25 protein-coding genes and 1 tRNA gene are annotated in these 20442 nt (G+C 59.8%); 12 read left to right on the forward strand and 14 right to left on the reverse strand.

What is annotated here, in order from left to right; translation table 11 throughout:
* The first annotated feature begins 101 nt into the window (after positions 1-101).
* The 3 genes from AC1DVE_RS20295 (at position 102) to AC1DVE_RS20305 (ending at position 3736) form a co-directional block, all read left to right on the forward strand.
* The gene (locus AC1DVE_RS20295; protein ID WP_223458339.1) at positions 102-1295 is read left to right on the forward strand and encodes a CaiB/BaiF CoA transferase family protein; all 1194 of its coding nucleotides are present in this window, start codon (positions 102-104) and stop codon (positions 1293-1295) included.
* Complete coding sequence (locus AC1DVE_RS20300) at positions 1292-2218, forward strand: hydroxymethylglutaryl-CoA lyase (protein ID WP_223458336.1); 927 nt, start codon at positions 1292-1294, stop codon at positions 2216-2218. Before AC1DVE_RS20295 ends, AC1DVE_RS20300 begins: the two co-directional genes overlap by 4 nt.
* Positions 2219-2404: 186 nt before the next feature.
* Positions 2405-3736: an MFS transporter gene (locus AC1DVE_RS20305; protein WP_223458334.1), complete on the forward strand. Its 1332-nt coding sequence runs from the start codon at positions 2405-2407 to the stop codon at positions 3734-3736.
* A 78-nt stretch (positions 3737-3814) separates the two neighbouring features.
* On the opposite strand, the gene AC1DVE_RS20310 is transcribed toward AC1DVE_RS20305, so the two are convergent.
* Complete coding sequence (locus tag AC1DVE_RS20310) at positions 3815-4303, reverse strand: DMT family transporter (RefSeq protein ID WP_223458332.1); 489 nt, start codon at positions 4301-4303, stop codon at positions 3815-3817.
* A gap of 77 nt (positions 4304-4380) precedes the next feature.
* Between AC1DVE_RS20310 and AC1DVE_RS20315 the strand changes: the two genes are divergently transcribed.
* On the forward strand, positions 4381-5289 hold the full coding sequence (locus AC1DVE_RS20315) for a LysR family transcriptional regulator (protein WP_223458330.1): 909 nt from the start codon (positions 4381-4383) through the stop codon (positions 5287-5289).
* A gap of 20 nt (positions 5290-5309) precedes the next feature.
* On the opposite strand, the gene AC1DVE_RS20320 is transcribed toward AC1DVE_RS20315, so the two are convergent.
* Both AC1DVE_RS20320 and AC1DVE_RS20325 read right to left on the reverse strand, forming a co-directional pair.
* A complete protein-coding gene (locus tag AC1DVE_RS20320) occupies positions 5310-5594 on the reverse strand; it encodes a type II toxin-antitoxin system RelE/ParE family toxin (protein ID WP_223458328.1) in 285 nt (94 codons plus the stop codon).
* Positions 5584-5823 (reverse strand): CopG family ribbon-helix-helix protein, encoded by a 240-nt coding sequence (locus AC1DVE_RS20325; RefSeq protein WP_223458326.1) that lies wholly within the window; start codon positions 5821-5823, stop codon positions 5584-5586. Before AC1DVE_RS20325 ends, AC1DVE_RS20320 begins: the two co-directional genes overlap by 11 nt.
* Before the next feature lie 153 nt (positions 5824-5976).
* Between AC1DVE_RS20325 and AC1DVE_RS20330 the strand changes: the two genes are divergently transcribed.
* From AC1DVE_RS20330 to tam, 5 genes are all read left to right on the forward strand, one after another.
* Positions 5977-6615, forward strand: a complete 639-nt coding sequence (locus AC1DVE_RS20330; RefSeq protein ID WP_223537371.1) for a LysE family translocator — start codon at positions 5977-5979, stop codon at positions 6613-6615.
* A gap of 79 nt (positions 6616-6694) precedes the next feature.
* Positions 6695-8041, forward strand: coding sequence for a sensor domain-containing protein (locus AC1DVE_RS20335; RefSeq protein ID WP_223458322.1), 1347 nt, complete (start codon positions 6695-6697; stop codon positions 8039-8041).
* 118 nt (positions 8042-8159) lie between these two features.
* Entirely contained in the window at positions 8160-8318 is a 159-nt protein-coding gene (locus AC1DVE_RS20340; protein ID WP_223458321.1) for a stress protein, read from the forward strand.
* 72 nt (positions 8319-8390) lie between these two features.
* Positions 8391-8894 (forward strand): DUF4142 domain-containing protein, encoded by a 504-nt coding sequence (locus tag AC1DVE_RS20345; RefSeq protein WP_223458319.1) that lies wholly within the window; start codon positions 8391-8393, stop codon positions 8892-8894.
* A gap of 213 nt (positions 8895-9107) precedes the next feature.
* Complete coding sequence (tam, locus tag AC1DVE_RS20350) at positions 9108-9878, forward strand: trans-aconitate 2-methyltransferase (RefSeq protein ID WP_223458317.1); 771 nt, start codon at positions 9108-9110, stop codon at positions 9876-9878.
* 391 nt (positions 9879-10269) lie between these two features.
* Here tam and AC1DVE_RS20355 read toward each other — a convergent pair whose 3' ends face one another.
* The 8 genes from AC1DVE_RS20355 to AC1DVE_RS20390 all read right to left on the reverse strand — a co-directional run bounded on the left by AC1DVE_RS20355 (position 10270) and on the right by AC1DVE_RS20390 (position 14598).
* On the reverse strand, positions 10270-10539 hold the full coding sequence (locus AC1DVE_RS20355) for a short-chain dehydrogenase (protein WP_150756261.1): 270 nt from the start codon (positions 10537-10539) through the stop codon (positions 10270-10272).
* A gap of 496 nt (positions 10540-11035) precedes the next feature.
* Complete coding sequence (locus AC1DVE_RS20360) at positions 11036-11395, reverse strand: helix-turn-helix domain-containing protein (RefSeq protein ID WP_150727554.1); 360 nt, start codon at positions 11393-11395, stop codon at positions 11036-11038.
* The gene (locus tag AC1DVE_RS20365) at positions 11395-11697 is read right to left on the reverse strand and encodes a type II toxin-antitoxin system HigB family toxin (RefSeq protein ID WP_007984692.1); all 303 of its coding nucleotides are present in this window, start codon (positions 11695-11697) and stop codon (positions 11395-11397) included. Before AC1DVE_RS20365 ends, AC1DVE_RS20360 begins: the two co-directional genes overlap by 1 nt.
* 252 nt (positions 11698-11949) lie before the next feature.
* Positions 11950-12023, reverse strand: a tRNA-Gly gene (locus AC1DVE_RS20370).
* Between the two features lie 178 nt (positions 12024-12201).
* Entirely contained in the window at positions 12202-13086 is an 885-nt protein-coding gene (locus AC1DVE_RS20375; protein ID WP_223458315.1) for an alpha/beta fold hydrolase, read from the reverse strand.
* A 312-nt stretch (positions 13087-13398) separates the two neighbouring features.
* Entirely contained in the window at positions 13399-14091 is a 693-nt protein-coding gene (locus AC1DVE_RS20380) for a pseudouridine synthase (RefSeq protein ID WP_223458313.1), read from the reverse strand.
* Between the two features lie 34 nt (positions 14092-14125).
* Complete coding sequence (locus tag AC1DVE_RS20385) at positions 14126-14344, reverse strand: cysteine-rich CWC family protein (protein ID WP_223458311.1); 219 nt, start codon at positions 14342-14344, stop codon at positions 14126-14128.
* Positions 14341-14598, reverse strand: coding sequence for a hypothetical protein (locus AC1DVE_RS20390; RefSeq protein ID WP_223458357.1), 258 nt, complete (start codon positions 14596-14598; stop codon positions 14341-14343). The genes AC1DVE_RS20385 and AC1DVE_RS20390 overlap by 4 nt, the downstream gene beginning before the upstream one ends.
* Before the next feature lie 259 nt (positions 14599-14857).
* Between AC1DVE_RS20390 and AC1DVE_RS20395 the strand changes: the two genes are divergently transcribed.
* Together AC1DVE_RS20395 and AC1DVE_RS20400 are read left to right on the forward strand one after the other, a co-directional pair.
* Positions 14858-15130 carry a hypothetical protein gene (locus tag AC1DVE_RS20395; protein WP_223458309.1) on the forward strand — a complete coding sequence of 91 codons (273 nt, stop codon included), beginning with the start codon at positions 14858-14860 and terminating at the stop codon, positions 15128-15130.
* Between the two features lie 167 nt (positions 15131-15297).
* Positions 15298-15726 carry a hypothetical protein gene (locus AC1DVE_RS20400; RefSeq protein ID WP_223458307.1) on the forward strand — a complete coding sequence of 143 codons (429 nt, stop codon included), beginning with the start codon at positions 15298-15300 and terminating at the stop codon, positions 15724-15726.
* A gap of 129 nt (positions 15727-15855) precedes the next feature.
* Here the strand turns inward: AC1DVE_RS20400 and AC1DVE_RS20405 are convergent, their stop codons facing one another.
* A complete protein-coding gene (locus AC1DVE_RS20405; protein WP_223458305.1) occupies positions 15856-16968 on the reverse strand; it encodes an enoyl-CoA hydratase/isomerase family protein in 1113 nt (370 codons plus the stop codon).
* A 132-nt stretch (positions 16969-17100) separates the two neighbouring features.
* Between AC1DVE_RS20405 and ung the strand changes: the two genes are divergently transcribed.
* Complete coding sequence (gene ung, locus AC1DVE_RS20410) at positions 17101-17793, forward strand: uracil-DNA glycosylase (RefSeq protein ID WP_128608595.1); 693 nt, start codon at positions 17101-17103, stop codon at positions 17791-17793.
* Between the two features lie 101 nt (positions 17794-17894).
* Here ung and AC1DVE_RS20415 read toward each other — a convergent pair whose 3' ends face one another.
* Complete coding sequence (locus tag AC1DVE_RS20415) at positions 17895-18935, reverse strand: AbrB family transcriptional regulator (protein WP_223458304.1); 1041 nt, start codon at positions 18933-18935, stop codon at positions 17895-17897.
* A complete protein-coding gene (locus AC1DVE_RS20420; RefSeq protein WP_477784149.1) occupies positions 18928-20442 on the reverse strand; it encodes a tripartite tricarboxylate transporter permease in 1515 nt (504 codons plus the stop codon). The genes AC1DVE_RS20415 and AC1DVE_RS20420 overlap by 8 nt, the downstream gene beginning before the upstream one ends.

The raw sequence follows: 20442 nt of genomic DNA on the forward strand, positions 1-20442 counted from the left end.
GTTCGCATTTCGCGAACGCTCGTTGCCAACTGAAGGTTGGATTCACGAGCCCCCTGTCCTCTAGCCTTGGCGCATATTCCAAGAACAAGAGGTACCCCGCGATGACTGCCCCCTTGAGTGCGATCAAAGTGATCGAGATCGGCACGCTGATCGCCGCGCCGTTTGCGGCGCGCATGCTGGCCGAGTTTGGCGCCGAGGTGATCAAGATCGAAGCCCTGGGCCAGGGCGATCCCCTGCGCAAATGGCGCAAGCTGCACGAAGGCACCTCGCTGTGGTGGTACCTGCAATCGCGCAACAAGAAGTCCCTGGCGTTGAACCTCAAGTCCCCCGAAGGCATCGAGCTGGTCAAGCAACTGGCGACCGGCGCCGACGTACTGATCGAGAACCTGCGTCCCGGCGCCCTGGAAAAACTCGGCCTCGGTTGGGACGTGTTGCATGCGCTCAACCCCAACCTGACGCTGGTGCGGATTTCCGGTTACGGCCAGACCGGCCCGTACCGTGATCGTCCGGGTTTCGGTGCCATCGGCGAGGCCATGGGCGGGATTCGCTACACCACCGGCACGCCCGGTTCGCCGCCGGCTCGGGTCGGCGTGAGCCTTGGCGATTCCCTGGCGTCGCTGCACGCGGTGATCGGTGCGCTGATGTCATTGTTGCGGGTCAAGACCGGGCAGGGCGGCGGGCAAATCGTTGATGTGTCCCTGGCCGAAAGCGTGTTCAACGTCATGGAAAGCCTGGTGCCGGAATACGACATGCTTGGCCATGTGCGTGAACGCAGCGGTGGTGCTTTGCCGGGGATCGCGCCGTCCAATACCTACTTGACGGCCGACGGTGCCTACGTGGTGATTGCCGGCAACAGCGATCCGATCTACAAGCGCCTGATGCAAACCATCGGCCGCGTGGATCTGGCCGAGGCGCCGGAATTCGCCCACAACGACGGGCGTGCAGCCAAAAGCAGTCTGCTCGACGCCGCCATCACCCACTGGACCAGCAGCCTGCCGATCGATGAGGTACTGGCCGCCCTGGAAGCCGCCGAAGTCCCGGCCGGGCGCATCTACTCGGTGGCCGACATCGTCGCCGATCCGCACTATCAGGCGCGGGACATGCTGCTCAATGCCGAACTGCCCGGTGGTGCCACGGTGAAGATGCCGGGCATCGTGCCGAAACTCTCCGAGACGCCCGGCGGCGTGAACTGGTCCGGCCCCGGTCTGGGCCAGCATACCGACGGCATCCTCGCGCAATTGGGCCTTACCGCGATGGACATCGAACGCCTGAAAGTCGAAGGAGTGGTGCAATGATCACCGATTATTCCGATAGCCTGATCGTGCAGGAAGTGTCCCCGCGCGACGGTTTGCAAATCGAGCCGACCTGGGTTGAAACCGCTGACAAGATCGCCCTGATCGACCAACTGTCGCAGGCCGGGTTCAGCCGTATCGAGGCCGGTTCGTTCGTGTCGCCCAAGGCTATCCCGGCACTGCGCGATGGCGAACTGGTGTTCAAGGGCATCACCCGGCAACCGGGGGTGATCTACGTCGCGTTGATCCCCAACCTAAAAGGCGCGCAACGGGCGCTGGCGTGCAGTGCCGATGAGCTGAACCTGGTGATGTCCGCCAGCCAGACCCACAACCTGGCGAACATGCGCATGGGTTGTGAAGATTCGTTGGCCGCGTTCGGCGAGACTGTGCAGTTCGTCGGCGACAGTCCCGTGCGACTCAACGGCAGCATCGCCACCACCTTCGGCTGCCCCTTCGAAGGCAAGATCGATGAGGACCGCGTAGTGCAAATCGTCGAGGCCTATCAGGAGCTCGGCATCCAGGGCATTACCCTGGCCGACACAACGGGCATGGCCAACCCGCGTCAGGTCGACCGACTGGTGCGCCGGGTGCTGCAGCGGGTGCCCCCGGCGGACCTGACCCTGCACTTTCACAACACCCGCGGCCTTGGCCTGTGCAACGTACTGGCCGCCTACGAGGCCGGTGCCCGACGCTTCGACGCGGCCCTCGGTGGCCTCGGCGGCTGTCCGTTTGCGCCGGGGGCGTCGGGAAATATCTGCACCGAGGATCTGGTGAACCTGTGCGATGAAGTCGGCATTCATACCGGTATCGATCTGCCGCTGCTGCTGAAGCTGTCCCGAGGACTGCCGGCGCTGCTCGGTCATGAAGTGCCCGGACAGCTGGCCAAGGCCGGGCGCAATTGTGATTTGCACCCCGTGCCTTCCTGACCCAACCGAAAACCCTGTGGGAGCGGGCTTGCTCGCGAAGACGGAGTGTCAGTCGACATCACTGCTGAATGTCAGACCGCTTTCGCGAGCAAGCCCGCTCCCACAGTAAAAGCACTTCCGCTGAGCTACTCAACCAGACAACAAAAACAATCGGACACCCACGGGAAGTCCGCCTGGAGAAACGCAATGAGCCTTAATGCACTGGAGGCGGGCGCGAGCCCGGCCGTTAGCCACGACACCGAAAAAGCCCTGGTCAGCAAAGTCGCCTGGCGCCTGATGCCACTGATCATGGTCTGCTACCTGTTCGCCTTTTTCGACCGCATCAACATCAGCTTCGCCAAGTTTCAGCTGCAGACCGACCTGAGCCTGAGCGACACCGCTTATGGCCTGGGTGCCGGGTTGTTCGTGGTCGGCTATGTGATTTTCGAAGTGCCGAGCAACATGATGCTGTACAAGGTCGGCGCCCGGCGCTGGATCGCCCGGATCATGATGTCCTGGGGCCTGGCCACGGCGGCAATGGTGTTCGTCAACAGCGAATGGCAGTTCTACGTGCTGCGCTTCGTGATCGGTGCGATGGAGGCGGGTTTTGCCCCAGGCGTGCTGTATTACCTGACCCTGTGGTTCCCGCAGCACTATCGCGGGCGCATCACCTCGATGCTGTTCCTGTCGTCGGCGTTCGCCGGCCTGGTGGGCGCGCCGTTCTCAGGCCTGGTGCTGCAACACCTCGACGGTGTGTTGCAGATGCGTGGCTGGCACTGGCTGTTCCTGCTCGGTGGTGTGCCGTGCATCGGCCTCGGTTTGCTGGTGCTGACCCTGCTCAAGGACCGCATCGAAGACGCCCATTGGCTGACGCCATCGGAGAAGACCCTGCTGGCCAGCCGCATCGCCCAGCATGAGCCGCACAAGAGCGGTGGTTCGCTGCTCGCCGCGCTGCGGATTCCGGGTTTCCTGACCTTGGGGCTGATCTATTTCCTGATTCAGGTGGCGTCCTACGGCTTGAATTTCTGGGCGCCGCAACTGATCCGCAGCGCCGGTACTGAAAGTCCGGTGATGATCGGCTTGCTGACAGCCATCCCGTACATATGCGGTGCCATCAGCATGGTGGTGATCGGACGCCTGTCCGATGCTTCTGGCGAGCGACGCAAGTTTGTCGCCGGTCTGGTGGCGGTCGGTGCGGTCGGGTTCTTCTGCGCGGGGATCTTCGCCAACCACACGACCTCCCTGATTGTCGCGTTGGGCCTGCTCGGTGCCGGGATCATCGCCTCCATCCCGAGCTTCTGGACCTTGCCGCCGAAACTGCTGGCCGGTGCCGGTGCGGGCGCTGCTGGCGGGATCGCGGTGATCAACACCCTGGGCCAGTTCGGCGGCATCGTCAGCCCGGTGATGGTCGGCCGGATCAAGGACCTGACCGGCAGCACCACGCCGGCGTTGTATGTCATTGGTGTCTGTGCGCTGATTGCGGTGGCGCTGTTGCTGTGGGGGTTGCCGCAGAAGTTGCGCACACTCGATAAGTTTTAAAAGATCGCAGCCTTTGGCTACTCCTGCTCGGACCACGCATCCCCGTAGGAGCTGCCGGAGGCTGCGATCTTTTGATCTTCAAGAAGTCGCTGTCATCGCTTTTTCCGCAGCGTCACTAAACTGAATCAACACCACCCCGGCCATCAACAGCACCACCCCAAACACCTTCGGCAAGGTGACCTGCCGCTCCACCAACCCAAACCAGCCGTAGTGATCCAGCAACAACGACGCCACCACTTGCCCCGCCAGCGCCAATGCCATGAACCCTGCGGCACCCAGCTTGGGCAGCAACACCAATGCCAAGGAAATAAAGCACACCCCAAAAGCGCCACCGGCCCACATCCAAAGCGGCGCCTTGCTGATGAATGCCAGTGACGGCAACGGCAAACGCATCGCAACGATAATCGGCAACAGCACGATAACGCTCACCAGCAACGAGGCTAGCGTCGCCCACAACGGATGGCCCAACCCACGCCCGAGATTAACGTTGATCGCACTCTGAAACGGCACCACCGCCCCGGCGATCATCGCCAGCCCCATCAGACCGGCCCAATGCAACGTACTCATGATCGATCTCCAACAGGTTTTGCTGGACTCTAGGGTATTCGTCGCGCAGATTTAAATTCCGTTTTGTTATCCAGAACATGCAGCAGATGAATGATCTACGACGCATCGACCTCAATTTGCTGGTAATCCTCGACGCCTTGCTCAGCGAGCAACACGTGACCCGGGCGGCCGAGCGTCTGCACTTGAGCCAGCCAGCGGTCAGTCATGCGCTGGCGCGATTGCGTGACCTGCTCGGCGATCCGCTGCTGGTGCGCGCCGGTGCCGGCCTTGTACCGACTCCGCGAGCGCTGGAACTGGTGGCGCCGCTGGCCGAAGCCCTGGCCCAGGTGCAAGCGTTGCTGGCGCCGAACGCCTTCGATCCGGCGACCACCCAGCGCACCTTCCGCCTGGCGATGTCCGACTACGGCGCCGCCATTGTCTTGCCGGGACTGATCCGAACATTGCGCCGCGAAGCGCCGGGCATCGACCTGCAAATCAGCCATGGCAGCCGCGAAAGCATGCTCGAAGGAGTGCTTAACGGTGACATTGACGTCGCCGCCGGTGTATTCCCGGAAATGCCCAACGAATTGCGCAGCACAGCGCTGTTCGATGAGCACTACGCCTGCCTGGTGGACCGCAACAGCCTGCCCGCCGATGGTGTCCTCGACCTGGCCACTTATTTGGCACGTCCCCACGTCCTGCTGGAAATGCGCGGCAGCGGCACCCCGGAGATCGAGCGCGCGCTTACTGCCTTGCGCGAGCGCCGGCGTGTCGCCATCAGCCTGCCACACTGGAGCGTCGCCCCGCAGCTCATCAGCGGCTCCGACCTGATCCTCACCGTTGCGTCGCGCGGCTTACGCGATATCGATGAGTCCTCATTGGTTGTCGTGCCACCGCCGTTTCACATTCCATCGTTCACCTTTGTGTTGGCGTGGCATAAACGGCGGGGTGGGGATCAGGCGTTGAACTGGTTGAATCGGAGGATTGGGGAGGGGATCGAACGCTAGAGGCTTTTCTAAAATGGCCTTCACCCATTGGAAGGTGGCAGGCGACGCGTATGAAAAATTCGTAGTACCTGAAGCCGACCTTGGCGTACCCGGTAGGGAATCAAATAGGGTCGATCAGGCATGACCCATTCCCGGGTACCGGGTAAGCGTCCTTCACGACCCGTCGCTGGAAATCGGGCAAGGTGATCGACACTGGCGAGAATTGCCTGGACAAAATCTGCTGCAACTTCTGGATTCTCGATGGCGATGTACGCGGCTTCGTCATCCAGATTCTTTAACGCCGTACGCAACCACTCAACGCGCATTCGCCGTCCACTTGTCAGCCATTGCGTTCACTTCTTCTTGTGTCGCGAAGTCACCTTCATCGGCTTCTTTCAAGGCTTTCTGAGTTTCCTCGATTTGCCACGCTTCACGGGCCAGGTATTCACGCAGCGCATCCACGGCCAGAAATGATTTGCTGCGGCCCGTTGCTTTGGAAAGACTCGCGAGGGTATCGGCGATTTCGTCTGGTACGCGCAGGGACATAACTGACATGGTGGTCTCGATGTAGTGGTTTGTAATACAACATACTACACCGTCATCAGTGAGGCGGGGCCCGCCCGTTCGTCTGTCGAGATGTATCAGTCGACAGGCAATGACCTGATATAGACTGGCGACCATTCACCAAGCAGTTCAAAAGGACTCCCAATGACCCCATCGTTGCTAGTGGCCGTGCTTGCCTCGGGTTTTATCTACGGCATCACCCCGGGGCCGGGTGTGCTGGCAGTGTTCGGCATTGGCGCGGCCCATGGGCGACGGGCCGGGGCGGGGTTTCTGTGCGGGCATTTGCTCGGCGATGTGGTGTGGTGCAGCACGGCGCTGATCGCGATTGTCGGTGCGCGGGAGATCGGCAGTACCGCGTTCGACGTGCTCGGTGTGCTCAGCGGCCTGTACCTGTTCTGGCTCGGCTGGCGTGCGGTGCGCGCCCGGCGCAGCAACGCTGATGCGCCACAGGGGCCGGCGCGGCAGCCGTTCTGGCACGGCATTCTGTTTGGCCTGACCAATCCGAAGGCCTATCCGGTGGCGGTGGCGACGTTCACGGCGCTGTTGTCGAGCCGCGCGGAACTGCTCAACTGGTCAATGCTGCCGGCGCTGATCGCCCTGAGTTTCGTCGGCGGGTTGCTCGCCTACGCTATTCTCATTGGCGTTGTCGGTGCGCGGCGAGTACGCAGCTTGTACCAGCGTCATGAACTGGCAATCACCCGGTTGTGCGGGGTGATGTTCATCGGTTTCGCCATCAACGCGCTGGTCCATGCGTTGCCGGGGCTGATGCCGAACAAGGCTTGAATATGATCACAAGGATGCAAGGCCGACAGGGCAGGGATGATTGATAAGCGCTGCATTATCAGGACACCCACGCTGAACCATGGAAAACCGAAATTCCGCGCCGCTGGCGAGCTATATCGATCTGTTGCTGGACGCCGTTTGTGCGGTGGATAAACAGGGGCGCTTCGTCTTTGTCAGTGCGGCGTGCGAGCGCATTTTCGGCTACAGCGCCGATGAGATGATCGGCCAGCCGATGATCGACATGGTGCACCCGGCCGATCGCCAGCGCACCCTCGACGCCGCCCGGGAAATCATGGGCGGCGAACCCAAGCTCAACTTCGAAAACCGCTACCTGCGCAAGGATGGGCGCGTGGTGCACATCCTCTGGTCGGCGCGTTGGTCCGAGGACGATCAGTTGCGCATCGCGGTGGCCCGCGACATCACCGAACGCAAGCAGGCCGAATCCCGGCAGGCAGCATTGTATGCGATTTCCGAGGCGGCCCATGCGGCAGAGGATCTGCTGGCGTTGTTCAAACGCATCCACATGATCATCGGCGAATGGCTGCCGGCACTGAATTTTTCCGTGGCGCTGTACGACGAGCACTGCGCGCAGTTGAATTTCCCTTATCACGTCGATGACCGCGAGCCACGGCCCGAACAGCCCGGAACCATGACCGGGCGCTTGTGCACCGAGGTGATCCGCACGGGGCAGCCGATCCTGTTGACCCCGGACCAGTGCACACCTCCTGCCGGCTTCGAAGTGCTGTTGACCGAGCAGAACGCTCCGTGTTGGCTGGGTGTGCCGCTGAACTCGCAAAACGGCACCATCGGCGCGTTGATCGTCAAAAGCATTCCGGGCGGCGAGCGCTACACCGAGCAAGACAAGGAACTGCTGCAATACGTCTGCGCCCAAGTCGCGACCGCCATCGAGCGCAAGCAACTGCATGCCCGCCTGCAATACATGGCCCAGTACGACCAGCTGACCCAGTTACCCAACCGTGAACTGCTGCGCGACCGGCTCAAGGCATCACTGCAAGTGGCCCGGGCGGACCGCGGGCGCATGGCGCTGTTGTACGTCGACCTCGACCGCTTCAAGCAAGTCAACGACACCCATGGCCACGCGGTCGGCGACATGCTGCTGCAAGCGGTGGCCAACCGGCTCAAGGGCTGCGTGCGGGAAACCGACACCGTGGCCCGCATCGGCGGCGATGAGTTTGTGGTGTTGCTGCACAGCATTCGCGCTGCGGGCGATACCGACATCGTGGTCGAGAAAATCCGTCAGGTTCTGGTCCAGCCCCTGCGCCTGGACGGGCACAGCGTGAACATCCAGCCAAGTATCGGCGTCGCCCGATACCCCGATCACGGCACCGAAGAGAAGCAATTGTTCCGGCATGCCGACGAGGCGATGTACTGCGCCAAACGCGAACATCACCTGCGACTGGTCTGAAAACCCGGGCACCGTTCGTCGTGGTGTCCACGTAATTTTCTAAACCTTTTGGGACGCGCAACTTCAGATTCTATGGGGGCTACAGCTCGCCGCGACTATCACCAAGAGGAAGAGAATCATGCCTAATTCAAGAAACTCGAACTCGGGAAACTTCACCAACGATCGAACGAAGGCCTCTGGATCCGGTCGCAAGGGTGGGAAAACCACCACCACGACCGTCGATAAAGACCCGGCGAAACCCGACATGGGCCGCAAGGGCGGTCAGAAATCCCGCTAAAGGATGCCGGTGGTTTTGATTGAGAGGCGGGGGCGAAAGCTCCCGTTTGAACTTTTCAAGGAGGGCGCGACCATGAACCGGATGGCCACCCGATTATGTAATGCCAGTTTTGCCGCGTTACTGGGCCTGATTACCAGCAGCGCCTTTGCCCAGTCACCCGCCGAATTCATCGACGAGGCCTCGGCCAAAGGCATGGCCGACATCGAAGCCAGTCGTCTGGCGCATCAGAAATCCGAGTCCAAAGAGGTCAAGGACTACACCATTATCGTCATCAACGACCGCACTACCGCGAACCAGCATCTGGCGAAAATCGCCAGGCAACTGGATTTGCCGGTCGCCCCGCGCGAAGAAATTGTCGAAAAGGCCAAAGCCCTGATGCCACAAGTCATGGATGGGGCGACCTATGACGAGGCCTATACAGCCAGTCAGGTGAAGACCACCCAGGAGGCCATCGATCAGCTGCAGCAGGAAGCGCAAACTACCGACGTGCCGCAAATCAAGGCGTTCGCCGAAGAAACCCTGCCAAAATTGCAAAATCATCTGCAAATGGCCAAGGCGTTGCAGGCTAAAAGTTGAGCACAAGGATTGAACATAAACGGTGCGGGACTTCAGTCACGCGCCGTTTTTCTTTTCAGCATTGATCCAGAGGCGGATTGGGGTTATGCGTTGGATTCAGGCCATTGAGGTCAAGCACTCGACGTGACCGAAAAGGTGATGTTCTGAAACCTTTAGCGATGCTCGCCGCGGTATCGTAGCGGCCCGAGGACAACGCACCGACAGGAGAACGCAATGAGTTGGTCCGCCAAACAGTACGTCGCTTTTGAAGATGAACGCACCCGTCCCGCCCGTGACCTGCTGGCGGCCGTCCCCGCCGGGGACGTGCGTTCGGCCATCGATATCGGTTGTGGGCCCGGCAACTCCACCGAGTTGCTGGTAGAGCGTTTTACCGATGCCACGGTGCGTGGGCTGGACAGTTCGACCGACATGATCGAAGCCGCACGCAAGCGCTTGCCGCAGGTGCAGTTCGATGTTGCTGACATCGACACTTGGAATGACAGCGGCCCGTTCGATGTGATTTTCGCCAACGCGGTGTTGCAGTGGCTGCCCGATCACGCCACGTTGCTACCCGCGCTCATTAGCAAACTGGCGCCGGGTGGCAGCCTGGCCGTCCAGATGCCTGACAACCTGAATGAACACTCGCACCGCTTGATGCGTGAAGTCGCCGCTGATGGCCCATGGGTCGGTAAACTGGCGGGCGCCGCCGGGCAACGGACGGAAATGGCCGATGCCAGTGGCTACTATTCGATATTGAAAGCCTGTTGCACCCGCGTCGATGTGTGGCGCACCACTTACCATCATCCGCTCGCGGGCGGTGCGTCTGGCGTGGTGGAGTGGTTCAAGGGCAGCGGCTTGCGGCCGTTTCTCGATCCGCTGGACGAGGCGGAACGGGCGCAGTATCTGAAGCAATATCAGACTGCTATCGAGCGGGCGTATCCGGCCTTGGCCGATGGTTCGGTGCTGTTGCCATTCCCGCGACTGTTTATCGTCGCGACCCGCTGATGCAAAACAGGGACAGTTGATGAGCGTCATCTGCCCCTTTTTACGGTTTGGAAAAATCACTGTGGCTTGTTCTTTTTTGAGCGCCGGGCACTCAAGTACTCAAAGGCAAACGAGGCAAAGCCGAACAACCCGATCATTGAAATGATCATGATTCCCAACTCTGAATTGTGCATGTTGATCTCGGGGCGAAGGGTGAGCCGGGAGAATAAGGGAACTGTTACCGGGCTCAACGCAGCTCTACGGCTTCTTTACTCGCTTGCGGTGATCCATACGCAAAAGATATGAGCGTCTGGGTGGCGACGAGTAATTGCAACCTGTGGCGAGGGAGCTTGTTCCCTCGCCACTATCGCCCACGCTATCTCTTAACTGGCCGCGTTTGGCCGATGTGACGTCAGGACGGTTCTGCATCCATGCGTCGAGCGATTACATCCAGCACATCGCAACCGTCACGCAAGGGCACACAGCACAGCAACGCAAAGTCACTGAGTACAACTGAGTCAGAGGTCAGGTCGCCGCGCATCGCGAGGTTTTCAAGAAGCTGCGTCACGGCGCGAATTCTGTAGCTGGCGGTGCTGAGCAGGGAGTGCAGGGGTTGGGTGGTGTTGACGAACAGCGAGGGTAGATCGTCGGCGTTGCTGGTTAAAGCCATGAATTCTTTCATGAGTGATTACCAATTGTAGGTGGAAGACCTACCACTCAATTGTCGCCAAACAATAGGGTGGTAGCTGTACGCGGGTTGGCGAACCGGACAAATGGCAAAACCGGTAGACCCGAAGGTCTCCCACGCACAGCTACCGAAAAAGAGGCAACCAAGTGCGGTTAGAAACGCTCCGAGTAAGGCTCGGAGGTTTCTATGCCATTGACATCGAGTCGCCAAACCCGATACGCCATTTGGGCGCGGTCGGACTATAGGTCTCATGACAAAGGCACAGCAATGCGCAAGTCTACGGACATTTCCCAGTGTCGTGTAGGACGTTGCTTTTTCTAGCGTTGATTTCCGTTTGGCCTTTAAAAGTGAGCCCTTAACACTAGCGTTGGCAGGCGCATCACCAAATCCCGCGCACAAAAAACCGGCCACTTGGGCCGGTTTTTTGTTCTCTGCATCTCCCGTCAGACAACCTGTACTGAGGCTGGAGTTTAGGGGGAAGTCTTCGCCATCAGACAACACCCGCCAGCAAGCTTTCGTAAGGAATCCGCAACCCGTCGTGCAGGCGCTTGATCATCGACAGGCTCAATTTACGTTTGCGGTTCAGCACCTCAGATACCCTTCCGCTCGTGCCAATGAAGGGTTCCAGATCGCGAGGGGTCAGGCCTTGCTGGTCCATGCGAAATTTAATTGCCTCAATCGGATCGGAGGGCGGCATCGGGTAATGCTCGTCTTCGTACTTCTCGATGAGCAGCGCCAGAATTTCCAGCTCATCGCCTTCAGGCGAACCAATTTCAGCTCCCCACAATTGTTCCACCCGTGCAAATGCAGCAGTCAGGTCTTCTTGATTGCGAATAGGTTTAATGTCCATCACACGGTCTCCGCGTTGATCTGATCGTACTGGGCGTGGGTGCCAACGAATCGTATGAAGCCGAGCTGGCGCTGATAGTCGATTGCCATGATTACCCGGTATTTGTTGCCACCGATGTTGAATACAACCCTGCCACCCTTGAGGATGCTGGCCGTTCTCAGCTCCGCTTTAACCTCTTGCGGCGTGCCATAAACGGCTTTCTCCATGTGCCGATACCATTCAACCAGTGGTGTTTCGGAGTCAGCATAAGCCGGGCTACTTTCCCAGAACTCCCGCAATGTCCCTTTTGCAATCACACGCACTGCACTTCCTCCCGTTTTGGGAGATAGTAGTCTTCGTTTCGAAGAGATGCAATCTCTGACTCCGTGGAAGAAATCCTTTATCGGGATAAGAAAAACGTTAACAAAACCCGGTTCTTGCACAAAAACGCTAATTTTCAGAGTTTGGAGAAGCTAATCCAAATCCCGGACACAAAAAAACCGGCCATCAAGGCCGGTTTTTTCTGTCTCTACATCCCCAGTCAAAACCATCCTGACGTGAGATCAAAATTCGATTGGAGCGGGTGAAGGGAATCGAACCCTCGTTATCAGCTTGGGAAGCTGGAGTAATGCCATTATACGACACCCGCTCAGAGCGGTGACTTTGTACCAGATGTGCGCGTGGAAATGAAGTTTTTCTTTGCACCAGACGGGTTTAGCGCAGGTGAAACCAAGCCTGGAGCGCATGACGGTCGATCGCGGGCAAGCCTCGCGCCTGCAGAATACGTTTAACGCAGCAGGGCGGGGCTTGCTCGCGATGACGCTACTTCAGCTTGCCAATGCATGGTGTTCCTGGACGTTGTGGTAACGCGGTCGGCTTTCGTGTTGCGCTGGTTTCAGGAAGCCCATCAGTGCGTTGCGGCTGTCTCGGCAGGCGGCTTTGTGCTCCATGTCGAGAAAGTGGCCGGTGGCCTGAATGGTACTGAACGTGCTGTGTTGCACGTGGCCGGCGAACAACCGGGCGTCGTCGGCGGCGGTGTATTCGTCCCATTCGCCGTTGAGGAACAGCACCGGCACGTCGATTGTCTTCGCCGCGTGCAGGTAGCACTGGCGATCGCTGTGCAGCACGTCGTTGATGTGGAAGTGCATCTGCCCGTACTCATGTTCGGCCAGGGAGCTGACGTGGCGATAGTTGAAGCGCTTGAACAACGACGGCAGGTGTTTGCCGATGGTGTCGTTCACCAGGTGCCCGACCCGGTCGCGGTCCAGGTTGCCGAGGTGTTCGACGCCGCGCTCGAGGTAGTCGAGCATGTGCGCGTTGATCACCGGGGAGAACGAGCTGATCACGGCTTTTTCGATGCGCCGTGGCCGTTGCGACAACGCCATCATGGTCGCGGCGCCACCCCAGGAAAACGACAGCACGTGTTCGGCGGCGAAGTGGTCGATCAGCTCAAGAAGGATCTGCCCTTCGATTTCCTTGGTGAGCATTTTTTCATGCAGGTTGTGGGCTTTTGACCGGCCCGCGTAGGGCTGGTCGTAGCAGACGACGTTGAACTGCGGATGGAGGTTTTTCACGGTTTGTGCAAACGACGCAGTCGTGGCCATCGAGCCGTTGACCAAGATGATGGTCTTCTCTGCGGCGTCTGCGCGATAGAACTCCGTGTAAACCCGATACTGACCCTGTATATCCAGCACAGCGATTTCTGGCCTCATGTCATAAGACTCCTGGCAAGCGGGTATGCGCGCAATAGAGATTGCACGAGCTTTGTGACAGGTAGGCATACGCCTGGAATTTGAGAGGCCCATGTCGATCCATTGCAGTCCGGTCGACGGGTATTGTTATTGGCGGGCAGTCTGCCGGATGAGGCCGGAACCCAAGGGTTCCTACCGGCAAAAAGTTTCTTAGAAGTATGGGGTGACTCATCGGTCACATTTCGGCCGGCGTCCTGATTCAAGCAGGGGTCACGTCATCGCGCAAGTGCCGTTGGTAAATTGTTCGACAACTTCTGCTCGGCGGTCGCCTGCTTAGATCAATCCGATCTCTGCATCGCTCAGTGGGCGGTATTCGCCCGGTTTCAACGCGTCGTCGAGCACCAGCGGCCCCATGCGCTCGCGGTGCAGGCGCATCACCTTGTTGTTGAAGTGGCCGAACATGCGCTTGACCTGGTGATAACGGCCCTCGACGATGCTCAGGCGTGCGCACTTTGGCCCGAGCAGCTCTAGCCCGGCCGGTTGCGTGGTGAGGTCTTCGAAGGCGAAGTACAGCCCTTGGCTGAACGTGGTCGCGTATTCGGGGCCGATGTCCTGCTCGGTTTCGACGTAATAGACCTTGGGCAGTTTGGTCTGCGGTTGGGTCAGGCGCCGCGACCAGCTGCCGTCGTTGGTGATCAGCATCAGGCCGGTGGTGTTGAAGTCCAGGCGTCCGGCGATGTGCAGTTCGTCCTTGTCCGGTTCATCGATCAAATCGAGTACGGTCGGGTGCTGCGGATCCCGGGTGGCGCTGACGCATCCGGCGGGCTTGTGCAACATGAAATGGCGCTGGGGTTTACCGACTTGCAGTACCTCGTTGTCGACTTCGACGCGGCTGAATTCGCGGACTTCGCTGTGCGGGTCGCTGACGACTTTTCCGTCAACCCTGACGCGTTTTTCCACCAGCAACAGGCGCACCTGCTTACGGTTGAAGCACGGCAGGTTGCTGAGGAAACGGTCGACACGCATGACTTAAGGATCGGTAAAGAAAGGGGCGCGTATCTTACTTGATCGACCCGGACGCTGCTTGCAACTGCGCCTCGACCTCGGCGCAGCGCGGGCACAGGCACGATGCGTCGCGCAGTTCCGCCGGCAATGCTTCGAGCACGGCCGGGTCGATGCTGACGCCGTAGCACCAGCAGGCGCGGTCAGCGGTTCGCGGGTCGGCCAGGGTGCAGTCGTTGGGGGCACCGCAGGCGGGGCAGAGATCAGGCAGGCTCATGATGAATAGTCATAACTGGAGTGAGATTTTTCCACGCAGGTTCGGTTACGGCCGGTTTGCTTGGTCCGATACGTCGCATGATCCGCCCGCGACAGCAGGCTGTGCAAGGCATCCGCCACGCTCAACAGATACTGATCGGTAAAAGCCCGCCCAAACAGTGTCACGCCCCATGGCAAGCCATTGCTCATAAACGCGCTCGACACAGCAACGGCAGCGCAATCGAGCAGGTTCATGAAGTTGGTGTAGTAGCCCAATCGGGTAATTCCCTGACCGATATCCAATACCACAGGCGACTCAGTCCCCTGTATGCAAGCTTACTCGCGATAAAGTTGATGCGGTGACTGATCGGGAGGGCGGACTGCCTGGTGATGGTGCGCTGGTGCACCGCATTGGAACGTATCCGCCGCTGATCCGAAGGTGGATGCGACGTCGCACTTGGCAGAAATTTACCAGTCAAAACAGATGTCAGCCGGTCTGTGCCGACTGCTGTCACAGGTCTTTACGGAGGCCGCCATGTTGCGTCGATTGTTGCTCGGTGCAGTGCTCGGTTTTGGATTGTCTGGCTGCTACTACTACGACTATCCAGCGGACGTCTATGGGGCACCTTATTACTACCCCGGTTACTACTCGCCCTATTACTACGGTTACTACGGCCCGCGTTATTACGGTGGTTATCGCTCCTATTACTACGGTGGGCATGGTTACTACGGTGGTCACGGCTATCGCGGCGGTGGGCATTACGGAGGTGGATATCATGGCGGTGGATTTCACGGTGGCCACCGTTAATCAGGGCGTGAATGGATGAAAAACCTTTCATCGGCCAGATGTTTCTACTTGTTTCAAGGGCGCACCAGATTCCGAATTCGATGTCTGATATTTCGACAGTCACCGAACATTTGACTGTCGCCTGCCAGCGTCGCTGGCGTGGCTTACCCGCGGTCCAGGAGGCCGCTATGTATCGCCGAATTCTTCTGCTAGCCGTGTTGGGATTGTCCCTTGGTGGGTGCGTGCCTTACTACGACGAAGGAGGTAGTTACTACAGTTCCGAGGTCTATACCTCGCCGGCGCCAACCCATTACGCCGGGGGGAGTTCCTACTATTCCAATGGTTATTACACGCCGCAGCCTCGGTATTACATGCCGCCAGCGCGGTATTACCAGCCGACACCGCGCTATTACTCGCAGCCGCGGATGTATCAACCTCGCTATTACCAGCCTGCTCCGCGTTACTACCAGCCATATCGGGGCGATTACCGGATGCATCAGAACCATGGCTGGGACGACCGTAACCGCGGGGGCTGGAACAATGACAATCGCGATCACGACTGGCGCAACCATCGTGGCGGACGTGGCGATCACAACTGGCGGGGTAACCACCGCTAATCATTCAGTCAAATACTAAGCCTGTGGGAGTGAGCCTGCTCGCGATGGCGGAATGTCAGGCAACATTGATGTCGACTGACACTCCGTCTTCGCGAGCAGGCTCGCTCCCACAATTTTTATGCCCGGACTTTAGTACTCGGACAAATCCGCCAGCGGATGCCGACCTTCCCACGCCTTGTGAAAATGCGCTTCTACAACCGCGTCCGGCACGTTATTGATATCCGGCCAGTGCCAGCGAGGCTTCTGATCCTTTTCGATCAACCGGGCACGTACGCCTTCGCTGAACTCCGGATGACGACAGCAGTTGAGGCTCAGGGTGTATTCCATCTGGAAGACTTCGGCCAGCGACAAGTGCCGGGAACGGATGATCTGCTCCCACACCAGATGAGCGGTCAGCGGCGCGCCTTCGCTCAGGGTCCTGGCTGCGCGGCTCAGCAACAGATCGGTGTGATCGCGCAAGGCGCTGATCGCCTTCCAGGCGCAACGCACGTCACTGACATCCAGCAGTTCGTCGATCTGCTGGCGGCGCGGCAGCCACTGGGCTTCGGGCATCTGCGCCACGGCTTCCTGCTGCAAGGCCTTGAGCAGGCTGTTGAGCTGCATGGGTGTCTGTTCCTGCCAGTTCAATTGCAACAGGCCTTCGATCAATTCCGGCTGCTGCTCATCGAGCAGGAAGCGATCGGCCAGGTCCAGGTCGATGGCATCGCGGCCGTTCATGTGCGCACCGGTCAGGCCCAGGAACAACCCGAGCTTGCCGGGCAGGCGCGACAGAAACCAACTGGCGCCGACGTCCGGGTACAGGCCGATGCTGATCTCGGGCATGGCCAAGCGGCTGCTCGGCGTGACGATGCGGATGCTTGCCCCTTGCAACAGTCCCATGCCCCCGCCAAGCACATAGCCATGGCCCCAGCAGATCAGCGGTTTCGGGTAGGTGTGAAGTTTGAAGTCCAGGCGATATTCCGCCGCAAAAAACTGTGCAGCCAGTGGCGGTACTTCGCCCGGATGGACGCGACAGGCCTCCACCAGGCTGCGCACTTCGCCGCCGGCGCAAAAGGCCTTGGCGCCGTTGCCGCGCAAGAGCACGCAGACGATTTGCGGGTCCTTGGCCCAGGCTTCCATACGATCGCGCAGGGCGTTGATCATCGGCAGGGACAGGGCGTTCAGGGATTTTTCGGCATCCAGGCTGGCGATGCCGATGCGTGCGCCGTCGGTGCCGGTGAGTTCTTCGAAGTGCAGATTCATCGTGACCTCGATCGGGAATTTGAGGGTTAAGTATGATCGCTGTGTGGGAAAGTGCCGGATCTGCGTCAGATCAATTGACAAGCGTGATGCGCTTTCCTAGGGTTCGCCCCATTGTTTTTGCCGGATGTAACCATGACTGCTGACGACCGTATCAAACTCGAACCGAGCTGGAAGGAGGCACTGCGTGCCGAATTCGACCAGCCCTACATGGCAGAGTTGCGAAACTTCCTGCAACAGGAGCGGGCGGCCGGCAAGGAGATCTATCCGCCGGGGCCGATGATTTTCAACGCGCTCAATTCCACGCCGCTGGACAAGGTCAAGGTAGTGATCCTCGGTCAGGACCCTTATCACGGCCCGGGCCAGGCCCATGGTTTGTGCTTCTCGGTGCAACCGGGCGTGCCGGCGCCGCCGTCGCTGGTGAACATTTACAAAGAACTCAAGCGCGACCTGAACATCGACATCCCCAACCATGGCTACCTGCAGAGCTGGGCCGAGCAGGGCGTGCTGATGCTCAACACCACCATGACCGTCGAGCGCGCCAATGCCAATGCGCACAAGGACAAGGGCTGGCAGTTTTTCACCGATCGAATCATTGAAGTGGTCAGCCAACAGCAACCGCACCTGGTGTTCATGCTGTGGGGCGCCCATGCCCAGAGCAAGCAGAAGCTGATCGATGCCACCAAGCATCTGGTGTTGACCTCGGTGCACCCGTCACCGCTGTCGGCCTATCGCGGCTTCCTCGGTTGCGGGCACTTCAGCCGGACCAACAAGTTTCTGGAGCAGAATGGCGAGACGCCGATCGAGTGGCGGTTGCCGCCGGTTTAAGCGTTGATTTGGAGGGCCTCTTCGCGAGCAAGCCCGCTCCCACAAGGATCACGCGAACCCTGTGGGAGCGGGCTTGCTCGCGAAGCAGGCGACTCGGTCTATCAGACAGAATCTGGTTGTCGATTCCAGTACTTGAACAACGGCTCCGCCAGAAACAGCACAAACAACAAGCGCATCACCTGCATCGCCGTTACCAGCGGCACCGACAGCTGCAAGGTTTCCGCCGTCAGGCTCATCTCGGCAATACCTCCCGGCATCATGCCCAAAGTCAGTGAACGCAGATCCAGATGGGTCAGCGCACTCAAACCCAAGGCCGCCACCGTGGCGATCAGCATGGTCAACACCGTGCCGATCAAGGTGCGCCCCATGAACGATGGCGCACGCCGGAAAAACTGCCGGTTGAAGTGACAGCCCAGACCGCTACCGATCAACCATTGGCCGATCTGGCTACCGCCATTGGGCAATCCGATGTGCAAATCCCAGCCGATGCTGACTGCCGCGCTGACCAGCAACGGCCCGAACAGCCAGGGGTTGGGTTGACGCAGGCGTTCCCAGATCCAGGCCGCCAACGCACCAGCGGGAAACAACACTGCCAGCCAGCGCCAATCGATGCTGCCAGCGTGGGAAATCGGCGCACCGTCGCCCAACAAATACTTGAAGGCTGCCGGTACGCACAGCACGACCACCAACACCCGCAAACTCTGCCCCGCCGCCACACGGCTGAGCACAGCACCATTGCGGGCGCCGAGGTTGACCATCTCCCCGGAACCACCGGGCATGCTGGAAAAGAACGCCGTGGCGCGATCTTCACCGGTGCGGCGCATCAGCCACACGCCGACAACCGCCGACAGGCTGGTGACCAACGCACCGAAGAAGATCAGACCGAAATGACTGAGTACCTGCTCGATCACCAGCGGGGTGAAATGCAGGCCGATACCGATACCGACGATCCACTGGCCGCACTTGCGGCCGCCAGGGATTTCGGCCAATTGCCAGGGTGTCAGGCAGCGTACGAGGATGATCGCCAGCAACGAGCCGACCATCCACGGCAAAGGCCAGCCGACCTGGCTGGCGAGGTAACCGCCCAGCAGGCCGACCAGCGGGGTTCCCCACCAGGTTCTGAAGGGTGACCGATCAGACATCGGCGATAACGCGTTGCGCGGCCGAACGTTTGCGCCAGATGCGGATGAGCGGCATCAGCAGCATGATCGCCGTCAGGACCCAGCAACCGAAGGTGATCGGGCTCGACCAGAGGATTTCCAGCGCACCGTTGGAAATCGACAGGGCGCGGCGCAGGTTCTGCTCCATCAGGCCGCTGAGGATGAAGCCCAGCAATACCGGCGACAGCGGGAAGTCCAGCTTGCGCAGGATATAACCGAAGATGCCAATGCCGATCATCAGGAACAGGTCGAACGTTGTCGCGTGCACCGCGTAGACACCAATCCCGGTAATGATCGCGATCACCGGCACCAGGGCCCAGTTCGGCACGGCGAGGATGCGGGTAAAGATGCGGATCATCGGGATGTTGAGGATCACCAGCATCACGTTGGCGATGAACAACGAAGCGATCAGGCCCCATACGATGTCCGGTTGCTGTTGGAACAGCAGCGGGCCCGGAGTGATGTTGTACAGCGACAGGGCGCCGATCATCACCGCCGTGGTGCCGGAACCTGGAACGCCGAGGGTCAGCATCGGCACCAGCGCACCGCAGGCCGCGCCACCGATGGCGGTTTCCGGCGCCGCGAGGCCGCGCATGTCGCCCTGGCCGAAAGTACCCTTGGCACCCGCCATGCGTTTTTCGGTCATGTAGGCCACGGCACTGGCCAGGGTCGCACCGGCACCTGGCAACACGCCCATGATGAAACCCAGTACGCCGCAACGGATGTTCACCACGAACACCGACGCCGCTTCCTTGAAGTTGAACATCATGCGGCCCGTGGCTTTCACCGCTTCCTGGCCGTGGTGGGTTTTTTCCAGCAGCAGGAGGATTTCGCTGATGGAGAACAGGCCCAGCACCAGCACGACGAACTGGATGCCGTCAGTCAGGTGGATGTTGTCCCCGGTGAAGCGATACACACCGCTGTTGGCGTCGATGCCGACGGTCGACAGGAACAGACCGATCAGCGCCGCGATGAACGTCTTCAGCGGACGGTCACCGGCCATGCCGCCGAGACAGACAATCGCAAACACCATCAGTACGAAATATTCCGCCGGGCCGAAGGCAATCGCCCATTTCGCCAGCAGCGGGGCGAACAGCACCATGCCGCAGGTAGCGATAAACGCACCGATGAACGAACTCCATGCCGACAGCGACAGCGCTACACCAGCCAGGCCTTTGCGGGCCATCGGGTAACCGTCGAGGGTGGTCATCACGGTGGACGCTTCGCCCGGGATGTTCAGCAGGATCGAACTGATCCGGCCGCCGTATTCGCATCCCAGGTACACCGCCGCCAGCAGGATAAGTGCCGACTCCGGTGGCAGGCCGAGGGCGAATGCGATCGGGATCAACAGTGCCACGCCGTTGATCGGCCCCAGGCCCGGCAACAGGCCGACCACAGTGCCGATCAGGGTGCCGCACAGTGCAGTCACCAGGTTGTACGGGCTCAGCGCGACGCCGAAACCCTGACCCAAATAGCCAAGAGTATCCAT

The organism is Pseudomonas sp. P4_B4, assembly GCF_056402255.1.